The sequence below is a fragment of the Henriciella marina genome (genome assembly GCF_027213945.1).
GTDB lineage: Bacteria > Pseudomonadota > Alphaproteobacteria > Caulobacterales > Hyphomonadaceae > Henriciella > Henriciella marina_A.
Window position 1 is genome coordinate 399,297 of sequence record NZ_JAPWGW010000003.1, and the last position, 18,702, is coordinate 417,998.

Consider the following 18,702-nt stretch of genomic DNA (forward strand, 5'->3'; position numbering starts at 1 on the left):
TCCTTGCGCGAGAAGTTTTTAGCTATCGTCATTGGCCAGCCGAGCCCCTAAATAGCGCCCATGAGCGATCAGATTTCTGCAGATGCCCGCCCGCTTCCAGCCCCGCCCCGCAATTATGGCGCGATCAACTGGATCGGGCTCTGGACCCTTTACCAGCGCGAGGTGGGCCGCTTCCTGAAAGTCTGGATGCAGACGCTGTTCGCCCCCGTCATCACAACGCTTCTCTTCATGACGGTGTTCAAGCTGGCCTTCGGCAATCGCGGTGAGCTGACAGGTGACTTCGCAGGTCTCGACTATAATGCCTTCCTGGCACCTGGTCTCATCATCATGTCGATGCTGCAGAACGCCTTCCAGAACACGTCTTCCTCGTTGACCATTGCCAAGGTTCAGGGCAGCCAGGTCGACTTCCTGATGCCGCCGCTGTCTCCACTGGAACTGACGCTTGGCTTTATCTTTGGCGCGGTCACACGCGGCCTGATGGTCGGCGTGATCGGCGGCCTTGCCATTCACTTCTCTGGGCTCGCCGATCTCAATATCTCGATGATCTGGCCGATCATCTGGTTCAGCCTGATGGCGACGATCTTCCTTGCCGCCCTCGGCGCGATTGCCGGGATCTGGGCTGAAAAGTTCGATCACCTGGCCGCCATTACCAACTTCGTGATTGTGCCGCTGACCTTCCTGTCGGGCACCTTCTACGACATCAAGGTGCTGGTCGAGCCATTCCAGACGGCGGCTCATTTCGACCCGATCTTCTACCTGATCGACGGTTTCCGCGCAGGCTTCATCGGGGTCTCCAACTCCTCGCTGATGACCGGCGTTATCGCCTCGGCGGCCTTCACCTTCCTGGCATGCCTCTGGGTCTGGTGGCTGTTCCGGACGGGTTACAAGCTGAAGTCCTGATGAAGCTGGCTTGACGGGACCTGCCCGCAGGCCGCACCTCACACCCCATGGCAGACCTTCCCATTCTCCGGCTCGCCGATGTCGAGCTGACCTTTGGTGGCACACCGATCTTTACGGGCGTGACCTTTACCCTGGCGCGCGGCGAACGCGCGGCGCTTGTCGGGCGTAACGGGGCAGGCAAGTCCACGCTGATGAAACTGGTCACCGGTATCCATGCACCTGACGCAGGCGATCTCTGGCGCCAGCCGGGCGTAGAAGCTGCGACCGTCGAGCAGGAGCCGGACCTTTCGTCTTTCGACACCGTGCTCGATTACGCCGCTGAAAACCTTGAAGCCGTCTGGATGGCAGAGGCTGAGCTTGGCCTGTTCGGGATTGATCCCGAAGCGGACCCAAAGACGCTATCGGGCGGCCAGATCCGGCGCGCCGCGCTTGCGCGCGCCTTCGCCCGCGACCCGGATATCCTGCTCCTCGACGAGCCGACCAACCATCTCGACGTTCCGATGATCGAGACGCTGGAGACGCGCCTCAAATCTTTCTCGGGCGCTGTCCTCCTCGTTAGCCACGACCGCCGCTTCCTCGAGAATGTGACGACCACCACACTGTGGCTTCGTCAGGGCAAGGTCTGGAAGTCGCCCAAGGGCTATGCCGAGTTTGATGAGTGGGCTGCAGGCATCGAAGCTGAAGAGGAAAAGCAGCTTCAGCGGATGAAGACCCACCTGAAGGAAGAGCAGCACTGGCTTGCCCGCGGCGTAACGGCGCGCCGCAAACGGAATATGGGCCGCCTGTCACGCCTGCACGAACTGCGCGCCCAGCACGCCAAGCAGAAATCCCTAGTGAATGACGCAAAGTCGACCGCGGGCCTTAGCGCCGAAAGCGGCGAAAGCCAGAGCCGCAAGGTGCTCGAGGCGTTTGGTATCTCGAAGAGCTTCGACGACACGGTCATCGCAAACGACCTGTCGCTTCGTATCCTTAAGGGCGACCGCATCGGCATCGTGGGTCCGAACGGGGTCGGCAAGACGACGCTTCTGAAGATCCTGCTGGGAGAGCTTGCGCCAGACAAGGGCTCTGTGAAGATCGGTCAGACGCTGAACGTCACCTATCTCGACCAGACGCGCGACACGCTAAAGCCCGACGAAACGCTCTGGGAGGCGCTGACACCTGCAGGCGGCGACTCCATCATGGTTCAGGGCCAGCCCAAGCATGTCGCCGGATATGCCAAGGACTTCCTGTTCTCTCCTGAACAGCTGCGCCAGCCCGTGTCGGCTCTATCAGGTGGTGAACGCAACCGGCTGACCATGGCGATTGCCTTGGCGCAGCCTGCCGACGTTCTCGTCCTCGACGAGCCGACCAACGACCTCGACATGCAGACGCTTGATCTGCTCGAAGAAATGCTCAGCGACTATGATGGCACGCTGATCCTCGTCAGCCACGACCGCGCTTTCCTTGATGCCATCGTGACGAGCTGTCTTGTTCCGATGGGCGGTGGACGCTGGGTCGAGACTTCAGGCGGCTGGAGCGATGCGGCCCGTCAGGTCCCGTCGCTCACGACCCGCAAGGCCGCAAAACCGGCGGACAAAGGCCAGAAGAAACAGGCCAGCGCACCGACTTCCGCCGGTTCAAAGCGCGAGGCAAAGCTTTCCTTCAAGGATAAGCACCGCCTCAAGGAAGCAGAGGCCGCAATGCCGCGCCTCGGTGCCGAAATAGAAAAGCTGGAGAGCGAACTTTCCGACCCGGATCTGTTCAACAAGGACCCGGGTCGGTTCCAGAAAGTCAGCGACCGCCTTGCGGCAGCGCGAACCGAACTGGAAGAAGCAGAAATGGTCTGGTTGGAAATCGAGGCCATGAAAGAAGAGCTTGAGAAGGGCGCTCAGGCCTAACTACCTCTTAATCCCTGCTGGTTTAATCTGGCAGCCATGAAGATGTCATTCCCTGCCGCGCCCGATGTCTGGGGCCGCTTGACAGCACTGGCCATAATAATGGCTGGGCTGGCTGCTCCGGCGCTGGCCGAAAGAGCTGTCGAGACGGATAGCTACCGCGTTGGGCAAACCTATTCATCGGAACGCGCACGCGGGCTTCAAGCTTGCGCCCAGACCTGCGCCGAAGACCAGCGCTGTGTCGCCTGGTCGCTGACACCGCCGACTTTCCGCGTTGGTCCTCGCTGCGAACTGAAGAGCAGTGCCGGGCAGAGCCAGCCTCGCCCTGGCTACACGTCGGGCCTTAGCGGCATGAGTGCTGCCCCGCAGATGAGCCGGGTACCGACTCAATCTGCCGCTGCCGCCTCAACCCGGCCAACAAGATCAGACGTGCTGGCGGGCGGCTATGCGCAATCTCGCCAGACAGCCGCCAACAGGACCTCAATGCCGCCGTCTCCCGATGGCGCGGCCACCAGTCATATGCTGCCCACCCCGGTCACGCCATCTGTGCAGCAAGCGCCTGTGCGCCGCCAGGTGCAGCCGACGACGCGGACGCAACTTGCCAGCAATACGACCACCCGTCCGGCGACGACCTCTGTCGCGTCACGGGCAAGCACACAGCAGGCAAGCCGCCAGCCAAGCGCATCGACACCTACGATCACCAGCCGCGTAACGACCCGTCCTGTCCAGCGACCCGCAGCCACGGCGGTCGCAGCGCAGCGCCCAGCGACTTCATCCACGCCGACCCGCACGGTGACGCGCCGGACTTTCTCGTCCTCTACTCCTGCGCCCACGGCAACCCAGTCTCAGGCCACAGCGGCCGCAGCAGCACGCTCTAATGTCTCGCGCGCCGCTTCTACGAGCACGCAACGTCCAACCGCCCCCGCGACGACTTCTGCAGTTGATACACGCCCGCCCCTGCCACGCCCCAGCCGGCTGCCGTCCCTGCCAAGTCCGCTCCAGCGTAATGGCACCGCATACTCCGTTCAGCGCATGGGCAATATGCCGGGCGACGCCGAGGCCGCCGCAGGCTATGTTGACGGCTTGCCAGCCAATGCCCGCGTAGAGCCAATCGCCCGCAACAATCGCGAGCGTGACCGTTCGTCAGACGATGAAGAAAGCCGGGACGAAGACAATAGCTGGCCAGAAGGCTATCCGGAGTATCCTGACCCACTCGGCGGGCCGATTGGCAGCACCGTGATGGACGAGGACTAGGCCTGCCTAGTCCGGCGCACGCGTCTTGAGCGCGAGCGCATGGAGTTCACCGCCCATCTTCCCTTTGAGGGCTGCGTAGACCATCTGGTGCTGGCGCACACGCGGCACGCCCTTGAACTGCGGTGACACAATTTCAGCCTGCCAATGGTCATTATCCCCGGCAAGATCCGTCAGCGTGATCTCTGCCTCCGGAAAAGCGTCCTTCAGATAGGTCTCGAGGGTCTCGCGGTCCATTGCCATGACAGTCTCCTTTGTCGCTCGCACATGGCGGCCAATAGACCTATGGTCAAGACAACTTGCCATGGAGTTCTCAGCCCTGATGATCCGATCCTTCCTCGCCGCAGGCCTGTTGGCCGCCGCCTGCTCAAGCCCGTCTGCTCCCGACCCAGCCGCAACAGAGACAGCAACCGCGACCCACGCCTATACAGCGCGGTACCATGATAGCGCGCGGGCGCTCTCCGCGCTTGAGACGCTGTCGTCTGATGACTTCGAGGGCCGCCTGACTGGAGAACCCGGTAATCTCAAGGCCCGTGAGTGGATCATCGACCAGCTTCAAGCGCGCGGCGTGGACCCGCTGCTGGACGGTGGATTTGAAGCCCCGTTTGAGACGGCCAGCCTTTCCGAAGGCAGAGAAGGTGTAAGCGGCACCAATCTTCTCGCCATAATCAATGATGAACCGGGCGCGCCGGTCATCGTCATGTCTGCCCATTATGACCATGTCGGCATGGGTGAGGATGGCATCTACAATGGAGCGGACGACAATGCGTCCGGCGTGGCCGCGCTGCTCGAAGCAATCAGCTGGTTTCAGCAAAACGCGCCCGAGACCACGCTCGTCTTCGCTTTCTTTGACGCTGAAGAAATGGGAATTGCGGGCTCTGCCGCCTTTGTTCACGACCTTCCTGAACAGATCGGAGACCGGCTCGCCTTCAACCTGAACCTCGACATGGTCTCACGCGCTGACAAGGGTGAGATCTTTGCCGTCGGCACCTATCACTATCCTGAGCTGGTCCCGTTGATCGACGCTGTCGCCGCTGAGACGCCGCTGACCCTCAGTAAGGGACATGACAGCCCGGAGTGGGGCAATCAGGACTGGTCGACCCTTTCAGATCATGCCCCCTTTCTACGCGCGGGCGTGCCAATCATCTATCTCGGCGTCGAAGACCATGCCGACTATCACAAGGTTACCGACACGTTCGACAAGGTGGACCCGAACACCTTTGCGAGATCTGTCGATACCGTGCTGTTGGTCGCCGAAGCCATTGATGAGCACGTCGCTAGCGACGCCGAGTAAGGCAGGCCGCTCGCAACCAACAAAAAGCCCCGGACGATCGCTCGCCCGGGGCTTTTCGGAATCTAGAGGGGGACGCCCCTATTCCCAGCCGCAGCTGCGGCCTTCATTCTGCTCTTCGAGATAGCCGATCAGCGGATCGAAATACTCGATGATCGCAGAGCCATCCATTTCACGCGTGCCGGTGAAGGTCTCCAGAACGTCTGGCCAAGGCTCTGATGCGCCCATTTCCATCATCGCATTGAAGCGTGCGCCGACTTCCTCGTTTCCGTAGATTGAGCAGCGGTGCAGCGGGCCATCCCAGCCAGCCTGCTCACACGCGGCCTTATGGAACTGGAACTGCATGATGTAGGACAGGAAGTAGCGCAGATACGGCGTATTGCCCGGAATGTGGTACTTCGCACCCGGATCGAACGCGTCTGCCGGACGCGGGCCCGGCGGAACGATGCCCTGATACTGCGTGCGCTTCGCCCACCAGGCGTCGTTGTAGTCAGCAGGCTGCGTCGTGCCGTCGAGCACGTCCCAGCGCCAACTATCAACCGTGATGGCGAATGGCAGAAAAGCGATCTTGTCGAGCGCGGTGTTCATCAGCAGCGAGATGTCGGCCTCTTCGCCCGGCACCTGATCCTCGGTGATAAGGCCAATATCGACCAGATAGGACGGCGTGATCGACAGAGAGATGAAATCGCCAATCGCCTCATGGAAGCCGTCATGTGCGCCGTCCTTGTAGAGGTAATCGACGTCCTTATAGGCGCGCTGGTAGTAGTTATGACCCAGCTCATGGTGGACGGTGTAGAAGTCCTCGGCGTTCACTTCGGTACACATCTTGATGCGCACATCTTCCTCGTCATCGAGGTCCCAGGCGGATGCGTGGCACACCACTTCACGGTCTTCCGGACGCACGATCATGGACCGCTCCCAGAAGGTTTCAGGCAGTGGATCGAGGCCGAGCGAGACGAAGAATTCCTCTGCGGTCTCGACCATCTTGATGGCGTCATAGTCAGCCGCGATCAGTTCATCGGTCAGGTTATAGCCCTGCCCCGGCAGGCCTTCCGGCTCGACCAGCGGATAGATGTTCGACCATTGCTGCGACCACATATTGCCGAGCAGGTCCGCTCGGATCGGGCCCGTGGCAGGCTGGACATCGTCGCCATACTCTTCGTTGAGCTCTGCGCGCACATAGCAGTGCAGCTCCTCATAGAGCGGGGACACCTGGCCCCACAGACGGTCGACCTCGGTCGCCATTTCTTCCGGCGGCATGTCGTATTTCGACAGCCACATCGTTTTCAGATTGTCATAGCCAAGCTCGGTCGCGCCTTCATTGGCGATCTCTACCATGCGGGCATAGTCATCCTTCATCGGCGGCGACACGGTGCGCCAGCCTTCCCAGACAGCCTGCAGCTCTTCCGGGTCGCGGCTCGTCTCGATGATGGTCGACAGCTGGTCGAGGTTCAGATCCTCGCCCTTGTAGTTGAACGTGCCGGTGCCGTAAGTCGCCTCGAGGCCAGTCGTGATCTGCGACAGCTCTTCAGCTGCGCCTTCGGTGGACGGGGCAGGAATGGTGACGCCGGACTGAAGGCGTTGCATCTTGCGCGCGAGGTCTGCTGGCAGGTCGACATCATTGAACTGCTTCGACTCATTGGCCAGTGAAACAGCCATTGTGGTTGCGCGGGCGCCGGCCTCGGCTGCTGCGGCATTCGTCTCATCGGTGATATTGGTCGCCTGCTCCCAGAAGATCGGACTGATCTCCTTCGACATCTGGCCAAGCTCAGCATCTGCGCGTTCCAGGAAGGCGCGTGCTTCGGCAACTTCAGTGCTCTCTGCCGCGACCGGGTCGCCTGCCATTGGCGGCACAGGAACTTCAGCCGGCGGCACATCGCCCGAATTGTTCGTACAGGACACAAGCAGCGCCGCGCTGAGCGCGAACACGCTGGTGGAAATCAGACTGGTTTTCATTGGGGAACCTCCATGATGGCAGCACCGAAGCGCCAGCCGCATGAAAGGTCAATGCCAGAGCGGTGTGAAGTTCAAACCCGCGCTTCAGCCATCAGAATCAGAAGGCCTGAAAAATTTGGCGCGCCAGCATCCCTAAGGACACTGGCGCGCGCGCGAGAAGAAGAGGCACGAGGCCACCATCGACGGTTTTCCTCTCGCACACGCATACGTCGCATAGAGAAATCTGGATCAGAAAACAGTGAATTTTTATACATCTAGGCGCTGCGCCCCCGGGGCTTTCGCTTAGTTCTCGCCCTTCATATAGCGCGGCAGCCAGCCTTCGTGGGCTTCACGGAGAGTGTCGACAGGGAGCGCGAGCAATTCTTCATCTCCATCGTTCCAAAAGGTGATCTTCGCCTCGGCTCCTACTTCGACATTTCCTACGCATGCAACGAATACATCTGAGGCCTCAGCGGCATCGAGCACGGTCTCGGCGTCTGAGACAGAAACTACAAATCGGCCGCAATCCTCAGCAAACAAATGCCAAACTTCGGAATATAAGGCGGGATCTTCGCCTTTGGACAAAATCTGATCACCATGTAAGAAGACACCGATTCCACTCGTCAGCGCCATATCAGCGGCTGCACACGCAATCCCGCCGTCGCTGACATCGTGGACGGCATTAACGAGGCCATCTTCGATCAGCTTGTGAACGAACGCGGCATTCTTCACTTCCGTCGCAAGATCAACTGGCGGCGGCGGGCCGAGCTCCTCGCCTTTGAGGCCCAGCCATTCGCGCGCATAGAGCGATGCGCCGAGATGGCCCCTGGTCTCGCCGATCAGGATCAACACATCACCCGGCTGCGCACCTTTCAGCGTCGCGACCTTGGACACATCCTCGATCAGGCCAACGCCGCCGACCACAGGCGTCGGCGGGATCGCCTTGCCGTCGGTCTCATTATAGAGGCTGACATTGCCGGACACGACGGGGAAGTCGAGGGTGCGGCAGGCCTCGGCCATGCCTTCGATGGCTTTCACGATATAGCCCATCGTGGCGGGCTTTTCCGGATTGCCGAAATTCAGATTGTCGGTGATCGCGATCGGCGTCGCGCCAACGCTGGACAAGTTGCGATAGGCCTCTGCCACAACAGCCTTGCCGCCCTCAAACGGGTCAGCGGCGACATAGTGCGGGTTGCAGTCCGAACAGATCGCCAGCGCCTTGTTGGTACCGTGGATGCGGACGATGGCCGCGTCGCCCATGGACTGCGAGCTGTCGACCGTATCGCCCATCACATGGCGGTCATACTGTTCCCAGATCCAGCGCTTGGAGGCCATGTCCGGCGAGGACATGAGCTTCAGCAGCACTTCGCCGTAATCCTCAGGCTCCGGGTATTTCGAGAGATCGAGCGGCGCGCGCGCCTTCGGCTCCACCCACGGGCGGTCATAGTTCGGCGCATCTTCTGCCAGCGGCGCGACAGGGATATCGCAGACCACTTCGCCAAACTGCTTCAGCACCATGTGACCGGTATCTGTCGTCATGCCGATGACTTCAGCGTCGAGGTCGTATTTCTCGAAGATTGCCTTGGCGAGGTCTTCCTTGCCGGGCTTCAGCACCATGAGCATCCGCTCCTGGCTTTCCGACAGCATGATCTCATAGGCGGTCATGCCGGTCTCGCGCTGGGGCACCTTGTCGAGGTCCATCTCGATACCGATGCCGCCCTTGTCAGCCATCTCAACCGACGAGGAGGTGAGACCCGCCGCGCCCATATCCTGAATGGCCTGGATGGCATCTGTCGCCATCAGCTCAAGACAGGCCTCGATGAGCAGCTTCTCGGTGAAGGGGTCACCCACCTGCACGGTTGGACGCTTTTCCTCGTCACCTTCGGAGAATTCGGCCGACGCCATGGTCGCGCCGTGAATGCCGTCGCGGCCCGTCTTGGAGCCGACATAGAAGATCTGGTTTCCGGGCGTAGCGCCGCGCGCATAGAAAATCTTGTCCTGATCGGCGAGGCCGACAGCCATCGCATTGACGAGGATGTTGCCATTATAGCCTTCGTCGAACTGCGTCTCGCCCGCGACGGTCGGCACGCCGACGCAATTGCCATAGCCACCGATGCCCGCGACGACGCCAGCCACGAGTGAGCGCGTCTTCGGATGGCTCGGATCGCCAAAGCGCAGCGCATTGACCAGCGCAATCGGGCGCGCGCCCATGGTGAACACGTCGCGCAGAATGCCGCCAACCCCCGTTGCCGCGCCTTGATACGGCTCGATGTAGGACGGGTGGTTGTGCGACTCCATCTTGAAGATCGCCGCCTGACCGTCGCCAATATCAATGACGCCCGCATTCTCGCCCGGCCCCTGGATGACGCGAGCATTCTTGGTCGGAAACTTCGACAGGTGGCGGCGCGAGGATTTGTAGGAGCAGTGCTCGGACCACATCACCGAATAGATGCCGAGCTCGACAAGGTTCGGACAACGACCCAGCCTTGTGACGAGCCGGTCCCACTCCTCCGCATTGATGCCGTGGCCGGCAGCGTCGGTTTGGGACTGCTCGGCCTGCATGGCAGAAACGATCCGGTTGGCGAGGTCAGAAGTGTCGGTCAATTGAGGTGCTCGATTCTGATTGGGTCTGCTGAGATGCTCGATACTTGCCGCGCGGGCCGGGGACAATGCTCCAATGCGGAATTTGCGTGCTTCAATCCAGTTGCGCTCGCCTTCGATGGATCTTCATCCGCCTACTCTGGACGGCAAATTCTGCCAATTTCGAAACCGGATCGCCAGTCTTTGCGTTGGTACAGCGGTTCTTGGATACGTGAGAGAAAGGATACCTTCCATGAGACTGATCCTGTTAGCACTCCTGCCCGCTGCTCTTGCTGCGTGTGGCAACGAAGGCGGCTATGACAGCCCCGACGGCACCATGCCGGCGCCTGAGCCGACGATGGAAGAAGCTGCAGCCGAAGCGCAATCAAATGCGGGCGTTTCCAGCGAAATGCCGACACCGATGGAAGGCAGCTGGGCGACATCGACGGATCGCGGCGATCCGGCTGTTAGCTTCACGTCCGATGGTGAAACCCTGCTAACGCTGATATGCCGTGCCGAACAGGTCGAAGGCGAAGGCAAAACGCTCGTCGTTCAGCGCGCGATCAGCGAGGGCGAAGGCGGCGTGTCCATCGACTTCCTCACTTCCGCGGGCAATGTCAGTATCGATGCTGTCGCTCTGGAAACGGACACGCCGATGATTGGTGGTTCGGTTGACCCGGCAACCAATGGCGTCGCGACCTTGGTCAACGCGAATGATGCGATCCGTGTACGCTCCGGTCAGGATGAGATCGTTGTCCACGCTGGCGAAGAGATGAAGACCCTCGTCAACGACTGTCGCCCGGAACGCCCTGAGGCTGACGAAGAAGAAGCTGAAGATGAAGTAGACGCGGCAGCCGATATCGAAACGGAAGAATAACCCTTAAATACCGACAGACGAAAAGGCCGGTGCAAACCACGCACCGGCCTTTTTTTGTAGCCGCGTTCCGAGATCCCGGTCAGCCGTCAGCCTTGGGCGCGCTCATGATGCCTTGCGAACTTCCGAGTGGCTCTTCAGGACTTCAGAGTCCTCATGCTCGATCAGATAGGCGGGCTCATCTTCGCTGGCGTCGCGGGTAATTTCCTCGCCTTTGATCTTCACCGTCCGCTTTTGCGTGTAGACTGATTTGATCTTGCCGGATCCGGTGCCATTGCCCCAGTCCCACTCGACCTTGTCGCCTTCATTGTATCCATTTCCCCTGGACATTTGCTGCTCCATTTCTTGCATTGGTCATGGATGAACCGGACATGAGCGGTCCGGTTCCGGCCCTGCGCCCGAATGCCTTGCCCTCAGCAGAAGGGGCGGGCAGTGTCAGCCAACGGGGTGGGTAGCGAATTGGCCTAAGGTGACTTGAATGCGGCGACGCGATTTTGTGAGCGGAGTGGGTCTTGCCACGCTGGGTGCCTGCGCCACCCGTCCGGCAGCAGAGACAATCAAGCATGCTGAAGCAACCGACCCTTTCAGCAGCTACGTCCCTGTCCAATCGAGCCTGTCGCGTGTCACGCGCACCGTTGTTGGCCATCGCCCTTATCGCCCGACAGGCTACCGGCTTGAGAGTGAACGGCTCGGCGAAAAGACGGTCATCCACAATTACGGCCATGGCGGCTGCGGGGTGACCATGTCGTGGGGCACCGCATCGGTTGCAGCCGACGAAGCGGCAGGCACAGGCGTAAGGGATATCGCCATCCTTGGTTGCGGCGTTCAGGGCCTGACAGCCGCGCTCATTCTTGCCCGGCGCGGCCACAATGTGACTATCTACGCCGAACAGCTGCCCCCGCACACCACGTCCAATGTTGCAGGCGTTCTCTGGATGCCAACTGGCTATTTTGACCGTTCGGCCGTCAGCCAGGAATGGCTGGCGATGAACCGCAAGCTCATCCGCCTCGCCTATTATGGCTTCCTGCCTTACGTGAACAGGCCGGGATATGGCGTCTACTGGGCCGACCATCACCAGCTCGGCCGCCGTATCCCGTCACCGCGCTATGAGTTGCCAGGCGGCGACGATATCTATCCGGCTCTTCGTACATCGACCGAAAACACCCTGTTCGGATATGCCTATGAAGAGCGCTTCAAGGCGATGATCATCGATCCCGACTATTATCTCGACGCTATCCTGCAGGACGCGCAGCTCGCCGGCGCGCGCACGGTTCGCGTCCGCCTCGCCTCAGTTGATGATGTGATGGCGCTACCCGAACAGACGATCGTGAATTGTACGGGCCTTGGCGCGGCTGGACTGTTCGGTGATGAGGCGCTGGTGCCGGTCAAAGGCCAGCTTAGCCACCTCCTGCCGCAACCGGACGTGACTTATTCCTACGTCGCCCCGACCTCGAACGGCGTCCTTTACATGTTCCCGCGCAAGACCGGCATCGTGCTCGGTGGCACGCATGATGAAGGCGATTACACGCTGGAGCCAGACCCTGCGCAGATCACCCGTATGGTCGAAGGCCATGCAGAGCTCGCCGCCCGGCTCAGCGCAAATGCCTGAACCGGGCCTCACCCTTGGCTTATTCCTCAGTGCTGGTGGTGGCCCAGGCAGCGGCTTGAGTTTCCACGATAGAGACCAAATTGCCCATCGCGACATTGATATCGATCAGGTGCAGCCCCCAATCACGCAATACGTCTGGGCCGACAACGACATCGCCGAGAATATCATCGGCGCGTGGATCGGTCGGGTCCCCGGTAACTTCAACCGCCAGATAGGTATGCCCGTCGGTTTCGACGCATTCCGCAGACAGCATGCCGGGCAGTGACGCGTAAGGCGTCGCTATACGCTGGCCTTCGACGAAGCTCGCATTCTCAATACCAAAGAAGCCAGTCCGCGCGAGGCGGGCATCAAGGACGCCTTCGTCGCCTGACAGTTCCGCCGGGTTCACGCAGATTGCCCGCTGGCCGTCCGCACTCGTATCCCCGAAGCGGCTATCTGCTGGCGGCGGAAAGTCCGACCGGAAGCTGACATAGCCGATCACGCAACCGGTTTGATCGCCCGTTTTACAGATCGGGAAAGCGCCAACGTTCCCCGTCTCAGCGTCAGCATACATCGTATAACCGATCGGCATGGCCGAAATGATCAGGTCCTCACTGTCAGACCCGCTAATCGTTTCGCGCATCAACCGCTCGACCATGCGTGCGCCTTGCGAGTGCCCGATCAAGACGACACCGCGGCCATTATTCTCCGTTTCCAGATAGGTATTCCAGGCGTCGACGACGTCGTTGAAGCCGAGTTCCGGGTCAGCGCTGAACTCGGCGCCGCCCATCAGGCTCTGCAAATGGGTCAGGGTGATCTGACGATAGACCGGCGCGAAAAGGCGGCAGGTTTCACCGAACGCGCCAAGCTGCAAGGCCGCAACCCGTTCTTCCTCCGGCCCCGCGTTCAGATCGCTATTTGGCGTCGAGTCGAAGGAGATCGTTGGATAGACGTAGAAACAGTCGACAGGTGGCGCATCTGCCCGCTCAAAGCTCATTTCTTCAAGCGTGCCGTCAGCGTTTACCACCGTATGATCGAGATTAGCTGAACAGGCATCGTCTTCCTTGCCCGGATGGCAGAGCCAGTTCGCCATATCGGCATAATCGGCCTCGCCAGCCACCGCCGCGGCAGTAGCCGCATCGCCTTCATTCTCGCTGACCTCGGTCTCAACCCCATCCGTTTGTTTCGGCGATACACTTTCCTCCGCGCCCCCACAGGCCGCCAGGGCGAGCCCGAACAACGCTACCACACTCGTCTGCATTCTCATCGCTCAGCTCTCCCTCTTGCCGGTTTTCCTTTTGAGTAACCCTGACCGGACATTTCGAACAGTTCAAATCAGGCAAATTCTTTCTCAACCAATCTTGAGTAGACGGAGACGCCCTGCAGATGTCGCAGGAAGAAATCCGAGGCCTTTGCTTGATCAAGATCAGGACAATCACTCCAGACGACCTGCCTGGCGTCATGGCCCTCGTCGCGAAGGTTGATTTCCCCTGGCGAAGCGAGGCAGGCTGGCACTGGGCCCTGTTCGAAAATCCACAGCAGGGGGATATACCGGCAGGCTTCGTGGCTGAACGCGAGGGGGCCGTTGTGGCCATGGTGGGTCTTCAGGCGCGCGACTTCATTCTCGAGGGAGCGCCTGTGAAGGCTGCTACAGGCCACACATTTATCGCCGGCCCGGAAGGTCGCGGCAGCGGCCCGAGACTTGCCCGGCGCGCCTTGACCTATCCTGGTCTCGCGGCCGTCTACTCTCTTAACAATAATGCCAGCTCTGCCGGGCTCTACAAAAAGCTCGGCATGACTGCGTGGAAAGGCGAGAGCGCCCGTAATCGCCTCGAATGGCCGATCAGACCACTCGCCATGGGGGCGGGGCTGGCCTTTTCCCGGCTCGCCCGCTCTGATCGTATCTATGATGCGCTATCTGCCCGCGAATGGTTTCCGCCCCTGCATATACCGCTTGCTGATCACGCGAAAAAGAGTCTCCAGGCGGGCGACTGGCTTGACCCTGCCAGCCCGGACGATGCACGCGCCCTCGATGCTTTCGATTCGGACTTACGCAGGTCGCGGCAGGCCGTCCCCGTGCGCAGCGCACCCTTCTATGCCTATCTGTTGTCTGACCCGGACGCGCCCGGCCGGAGTGTAGTTCTCACCGCCCGCGACGGATCGAAGATCACCGGCCTGATGATGGCCATATTGAGCAAGCCGAACGCCTATGAGCCTGCCGGTCTCGACATTGTCGATCTGGAGTTCGCACCCGGCGCACCACGCGAGGCGACGATAGCCTGTCTCGTGCGCGTTGCCCGCAAGATCGCAAGGGACAGCGGCGCAGCGCGGCTTCGGCTTATCTTCTCAGATCGTTTTACCGCGGCCGAACTGAAAGGCACGGGCCTCCGCCTGCACCGCCGCTTTTCATACGATCCGGCGCATGCCCTGTTCGCTGATCAGAATGGCAAGCTCGCCGAAGCATGGGCACCGACGGGCTTTGAAGGTGATTTCCACTTCGCTCTGCGCGTGGCGCCTCAACGCGCCCCTAGATAAGTCCAGCCGCGCAAAACCACTTCAAGTGGCCCGCGCGCAAAGCGCCTGCGCCACAAGCTCATCAATGAGACAGAGCCAAATCCGACGATGAGCGCGATGAGGGTGCATCCCAACGCACCGATCTGACCGTAAAGACCAAGCCCGTAATTGTTGAAGACGAGCGAGAACACGACGCTTTGCAGGATGTAAGCCGTCAACGACGCTGTGCCGCCGCGCGCGAGGAAGACTTTGATACGGCCCTCCGGCACTTCTGCCCACTTTGCGATGAGACCGAGATAGCCTGCGGTCGAGAACGGGCTGAACAGGGTGATGACCGTCATTCCGGCAAGCATATCGACACTCATCTCGCCGCTGCCCGAAGCAACCATCAGCCATCCTCCCCAAAGGCTTCCGGCCACGCCAATCGGCAGGAAGTAGCGCCTGAACATCTTCCAGACCGGCTTGCGCGGGTCAGAGATCGCCTCATGGCGCACTGCCGCGAGACCGAAAACGAAGAAAGACATTGCGCCAATGCCTTGCATGAAGAGGCCGCCCACCAGAACCATCGACCAGTCCGCGAAGCGCTGGACCATCGCATCAGCAAAGCTCCCTTCGCCAAAGGCCTGTCGCGCGGCCTCGGCCGAAGCAGCATTGACCTCAAGTTCTGCGGCCATCTGTTCCGGCGCAAAGGTCGCGCCCAACCAGAACAGGCTAAAGGCCGAAAGCATGACGAGGAATTGCACCGCATAAAGGCCGATGCCCCACCTCACCAACGTCTTCGCGCTCGCCTTCCTGAACAGGAATAGGAAGCATCCGAGTATCGCGTAGATAACGAGGATATCGCCCTGAAACGTCAGGGCGACGTGCAGCAGGCCGAGGATCAGAAGACCAAGGATGCGGCGCCAATACCGCCCGGCAAAGCCCACACTCCGCCGCTCTGCCGCCATCATCTGATAGGCGAACCCGACCCCGAACATGAACGAGAACAGCGTGTAGGACTTCAGCATGAAGAAGGAGGTGACGCCAAAATACGCCCATCGGTCGGCACCCTGCAGGTCGGTATAGCCCGTGGTCATCGGATGGGCGAAGATCGCCACATTGACCAATGCAATACCGATAAGCGCGAGGGCGCGCGCCAGGTCAGGGAAGATTTCCCGTCCAGCCGCCCTGGTTTCTTCAAGATAAGTCATGCCTCGCCCTCCCCAGAGCGAAGCCGAGTATGCCCTAGCGCTGGAAAATTGCCAGACTAGATCGCCGAAAGCAGGCTTTCGAACATGCCGCGGCCATCGGCGCCGCCTTCATGCCCGCCAATCGCGCGCTCCGGGTGTGGCATCATACCCAGTACGCGGCCATTCTCTGACACGATGCCAGCAATGTCGCGCGCGGATCCGTTCGGATTGCCGCTATAGCGGAATGCGACGCGCCCCTCTCCCTCCAAGCGGTCGAGCGTGTCTTCATCGGCGACGAAATTCCCATCATGGTGCGCGATCGGGATCGTGATTTCCTTGCGGTCGCCATAGGCGCTCGTGAAAGCCGAATTGCTCGACTCAATGCGCAGCGCTTGCGGACGGCAGACGAAATCCAGGCCAGCATTGCGCAGCAGCGCACCCGGCAGAAGCTGGGTTTCGGTCAGGACCTGGAACCCGTTGCAGACGCCGAGCACATAGCCGCCCCGGTCTGCATGACGCCGCAGGCCTTCGATGACCGGAGAGTTCGCCGCCATGGCGCCGCAACGCAGATAGTCGCCATAGGAAAACCCGCCGGGCACGACCACCAGGTCGACATCATCAGGCAGGTTCCCATCCTTGTGCCACACCATTGCTGGCGGCGTCCCCATGACCTCCGTCAGGGCGGTCTGAGCGTCGCGGTCACAGTTCGATCCGGGAAAGACAATCACAGCGCTTTTCATGGCGCCCCCTTTAGCAGGATTGCGAGGCCGTTGGGAACCAAAGATGTCGGTGCGACTTAATTAGCAAGTCAGGTCGGGAGGTCCGGCCCGGCTGTTACCGGATTATCCGAAAAAGGAAATCGAAAATGAAAAAGATCGCACTTTCCCTCGCTGCCCTGATGACCCTGGGCACACTTGCTGCCTGCAACACTGTTGAAGGCGTTGGCGAAGACGTCGAAGCAACCGGCGAAGCCGTTAGCGGCGCGGCTCAGGGCGCTGAAAGCGAAACCTGATCTTTGAAGATCAGAGCGCGTCAGCAGCACGCCTGCTGACGCGCCTGTCTGGAAGCTCATGGCCGGCTCTGGCATAAGGGGCAGGTCATGAGCTTTCGCGTATCTGCCTTCTATAAATTCGTTCCCTTCGCCGACCCCGAAGCGATTCGTGCCGACGTCGCAGCGCGCTTCGAGGCGCTTGGTATTCGCGGCACGGTACTCGTCGCCGCCGAAGGCCTGAACGGCACGATCGCCGCTGAAGGTGACGCGCTCGATGAGGCCATGTCATTCCTGCGCGCCCTCCCAGGCTGCGACGACCTCGAACACAAGCAAAGCCACGCCGAGACGATGCCCTTCTGGCGGCTGAAAGTGCGCCTGAAGCAGGAGATCGTCACCATGGGCGTGCCGGGCACGGACCCGAATGACCTTGTCGGCACTTATGTCGACCCGGAAGATTGGAACGCCCTCATCACCGACCCTGACACGGTGCTGATCGATACGCGCAATGATTATGAGTACGGCATCGGCACCTTCGAAGGCGCGATCGATCCGAACACCGCGACGTTCCGCGAATTTCCCGACTGGTTCCGCGACTTCCGCGCAAAGCTGGAAGCTGAAGGCCGCAAGCCGAAAGTCGCCATGTTCTGTACAGGCGGCATTCGCTGTGAAAAGGCGACCAGCTTCGTGAAATCCGAAGGCCTTGATGAGGTGTTTCATCTGAAGGGCGGCATCCTCAAATATCTCGAAACTGTCCCGCAGGCTGAAAGCAAATGGCAGGGCGAGTGTTTCGTGTTCGACCAGCGCGTCTCGGTCGGCCACGGGCTTGAGATCGGAGACTATGAACTCTGCCACGGCTGCAAGCGCCCGGTCAGCGAGGCTGAACGCCGCGACCCCTGCTTTGAAGAAGGCATCTGCTGCCCCGCCTGCCACGACACCGTCACCGATGAGCAGCGCGCCCGTTTCGCCGAGCGCCAGAAGCAGGTCGAACTCGCGAAGAAACGCGGTGAAGCCCATATCGGACGCAAGAAAGCAAAACCGGCCGACACCGAAGCGTCATGACGCGACCGGTTCTCTATTCCTTCCGCCGTTGCCCTTATGCAATGCGCGCCCGGCTCGCCATCCAGTCCGCTGGTCTTCAATGCCGTCTGCGTGAGGTCGTGCTGCGCGACAAGCCGCAGGAAATGCTGGATGCCTCGCCGAAGGGGACCGTGCCTGTGCTGGTTCTGGAGGATGGCAGGGTGGTCGATGAAAGTCTCGACGTGATGCTGCATGCGCTTGGGCAGAACGACCCCGAAAGCTGGCTTTCCCCTGATGAAGGTAGCCGGGCCGAGATGATGGATCTAATCGCCGCCTGCGACGGACCGTTCAAGCATCACCTCGACCGCTACAAATACGCCAATCGCTATGAAGACGAAGGCGCCGTGTCTGAAGATCACCGCAAGGCAGGTTCGGCTTTTCTGGAGACGCTGGACGCTCGCCTGTCTTCGCGCACACAGCTTTTCGGTGAACGCGTCTCGCTCGCCGACATGGCCGTGATGCCGTTCATCCGCCAGTTCGCAAATACCGACCGGGCCTGGTTCGACGCATCGCCCTACCCGGCCTTGAAAGCCTGGCTCACCGCGCACCTGGAGAGCGAACGCTTTAAATCGATCATGCCGAAATTCGACCAGTGGAAGACCGGTGACGAAGAACCCATCTTTCCTTCAACGCAATAGAGCGTCGCCGCTAGTGTCCG

The 18,702-nt window shown here is 60.6% G+C and carries 17 protein-coding genes; 10 read left to right on the top strand and 7 right to left on the bottom strand.

The window, feature by feature from the left end; translation table 11 throughout:
• The first annotated feature begins 60 nt into the window (after nt 1-60).
• The 3 genes from O4G74_RS11175 (at nt 61) to O4G74_RS11185 (ending at nt 4,028) form a co-directional block, all read left to right on the top strand.
• Nucleotides 61-900: an ABC transporter permease gene (locus O4G74_RS11175; protein WP_269402690.1), complete on the top strand. Its 840-nt coding sequence runs from the start codon at nt 61-63 to the stop codon at nt 898-900.
• 47 nt (nt 901-947) lie between these two features.
• A complete protein-coding gene (locus tag O4G74_RS11180; RefSeq protein ID WP_269402691.1) occupies nt 948-2,777 on the top strand; it encodes an ABC-F family ATP-binding cassette domain-containing protein in 1,830 nt (609 codons plus the stop codon).
• Nucleotides 2,778-2,876: 99 nt separating this feature from the next.
• On the top strand, nt 2,877-4,028 hold the full coding sequence (locus O4G74_RS11185) for a PAN domain-containing protein (RefSeq protein WP_269402692.1): 1,152 nt from the start codon (nt 2,877-2,879) through the stop codon (nt 4,026-4,028).
• Between the two features lie 6 nt (nt 4,029-4,034).
• On the opposite strand, the gene O4G74_RS11190 is transcribed toward O4G74_RS11185, so the two are convergent.
• Nucleotides 4,035-4,268, bottom strand: a complete 234-nt coding sequence (locus tag O4G74_RS11190) for a BolA family protein (RefSeq protein ID WP_269402693.1) — start codon at nt 4,266-4,268, stop codon at nt 4,035-4,037.
• 79 nt (nt 4,269-4,347) lie between these two features.
• Between O4G74_RS11190 and O4G74_RS11195 the strand changes: the two genes are divergently transcribed.
• Nucleotides 4,348-5,319 carry a M20/M25/M40 family metallo-hydrolase gene (locus O4G74_RS11195; RefSeq protein ID WP_269402694.1) on the top strand — a complete coding sequence of 324 codons (972 nt, stop codon included), beginning with the start codon at nt 4,348-4,350 and terminating at the stop codon, nt 5,317-5,319.
• Nucleotides 5,320-5,397: 78 nt separating this feature from the next.
• On the opposite strand, the gene O4G74_RS11200 is transcribed toward O4G74_RS11195, so the two are convergent.
• On the bottom strand, nt 5,398-7,272 hold the full coding sequence (locus tag O4G74_RS11200; protein ID WP_269402695.1) for a M2 family metallopeptidase: 1,875 nt from the start codon (nt 7,270-7,272) through the stop codon (nt 5,398-5,400).
• Nucleotides 7,273-7,554: 282 nt separating this feature from the next.
• Nucleotides 7,555-9,813, bottom strand: a complete 2,259-nt coding sequence (gene purL / locus O4G74_RS11205) for a phosphoribosylformylglycinamidine synthase subunit PurL (RefSeq protein WP_419715396.1) — start codon at nt 9,811-9,813, stop codon at nt 7,555-7,557.
• A gap of 271 nt (nt 9,814-10,084) precedes the next feature.
• Between purL and O4G74_RS11210 the strand changes: the two genes are divergently transcribed.
• Nucleotides 10,085-10,708: a hypothetical protein gene (locus tag O4G74_RS11210; RefSeq protein ID WP_269402697.1), complete on the top strand. Its 624-nt coding sequence runs from the start codon at nt 10,085-10,087 to the stop codon at nt 10,706-10,708.
• Nucleotides 10,709-10,810: 102 nt separating this feature from the next.
• Here O4G74_RS11210 and O4G74_RS11215 read toward each other — a convergent pair whose 3' ends face one another.
• The gene (locus O4G74_RS11215) at nt 10,811-11,035 is read right to left on the bottom strand and encodes a DUF2945 domain-containing protein (RefSeq protein ID WP_269402698.1); all 225 of its coding nucleotides are present in this window, start codon (nt 11,033-11,035) and stop codon (nt 10,811-10,813) included.
• A 148-nt stretch (nt 11,036-11,183) separates the two neighbouring features.
• Between O4G74_RS11215 and O4G74_RS11220 the strand changes: the two genes are divergently transcribed.
• A complete protein-coding gene (locus tag O4G74_RS11220) occupies nt 11,184-12,314 on the top strand; it encodes an FAD-dependent oxidoreductase (protein ID WP_269402699.1) in 1,131 nt (376 codons plus the stop codon).
• A gap of 19 nt (nt 12,315-12,333) precedes the next feature.
• On the opposite strand, the gene O4G74_RS11225 is transcribed toward O4G74_RS11220, so the two are convergent.
• A complete protein-coding gene (locus O4G74_RS11225; RefSeq protein ID WP_269402700.1) occupies nt 12,334-13,560 on the bottom strand; it encodes a DUF3089 domain-containing protein in 1,227 nt (408 codons plus the stop codon).
• A 149-nt stretch (nt 13,561-13,709) separates the two neighbouring features.
• On the opposite strand from O4G74_RS11225, the gene O4G74_RS11230 reads away from it, so the two are divergent.
• Nucleotides 13,710-14,828, top strand: a complete 1,119-nt coding sequence (locus O4G74_RS11230) for a hypothetical protein (protein ID WP_269402701.1) — start codon at nt 13,710-13,712, stop codon at nt 14,826-14,828.
• On the opposite strand, the gene O4G74_RS11235 is transcribed toward O4G74_RS11230, so the two are convergent.
• On the bottom strand, nt 14,810-15,997 hold the full coding sequence (locus O4G74_RS11235; protein ID WP_269402702.1) for a DUF418 domain-containing protein: 1,188 nt from the start codon (nt 15,995-15,997) through the stop codon (nt 14,810-14,812). The two genes, O4G74_RS11230 and O4G74_RS11235, sit on opposite strands and share 19 nt — an antisense overlap.
• A 56-nt stretch (nt 15,998-16,053) precedes the next feature.
• Entirely contained in the window at nt 16,054-16,716 is a 663-nt protein-coding gene (gene purQ / locus O4G74_RS11240) for a phosphoribosylformylglycinamidine synthase subunit PurQ (RefSeq protein WP_269402703.1), read from the bottom strand.
• A 125-nt stretch (nt 16,717-16,841) separates the two neighbouring features.
• On the opposite strand from purQ, the gene O4G74_RS11245 reads away from it, so the two are divergent.
• From O4G74_RS11245 to O4G74_RS11255, 3 genes are all read left to right on the top strand, one after another.
• On the top strand, nt 16,842-16,988 hold the full coding sequence (locus O4G74_RS11245; RefSeq protein WP_119380524.1) for an entericidin A/B family lipoprotein: 147 nt from the start codon (nt 16,842-16,844) through the stop codon (nt 16,986-16,988).
• An 87-nt stretch (nt 16,989-17,075) separates the two neighbouring features.
• Nucleotides 17,076-18,026, top strand: coding sequence for a rhodanese-related sulfurtransferase (locus tag O4G74_RS11250; RefSeq protein WP_269402704.1), 951 nt, complete (start codon nt 17,076-17,078; stop codon nt 18,024-18,026).
• Nucleotides 18,023-18,682 carry a glutathione S-transferase gene (locus O4G74_RS11255; protein ID WP_269402705.1) on the top strand — a complete coding sequence of 220 codons (660 nt, stop codon included), beginning with the start codon at nt 18,023-18,025 and terminating at the stop codon, nt 18,680-18,682. Before O4G74_RS11250 ends, O4G74_RS11255 begins: the two co-directional genes overlap by 4 nt.
• Nucleotides 18,683-18,702: the final 20 nt, after the last annotated feature.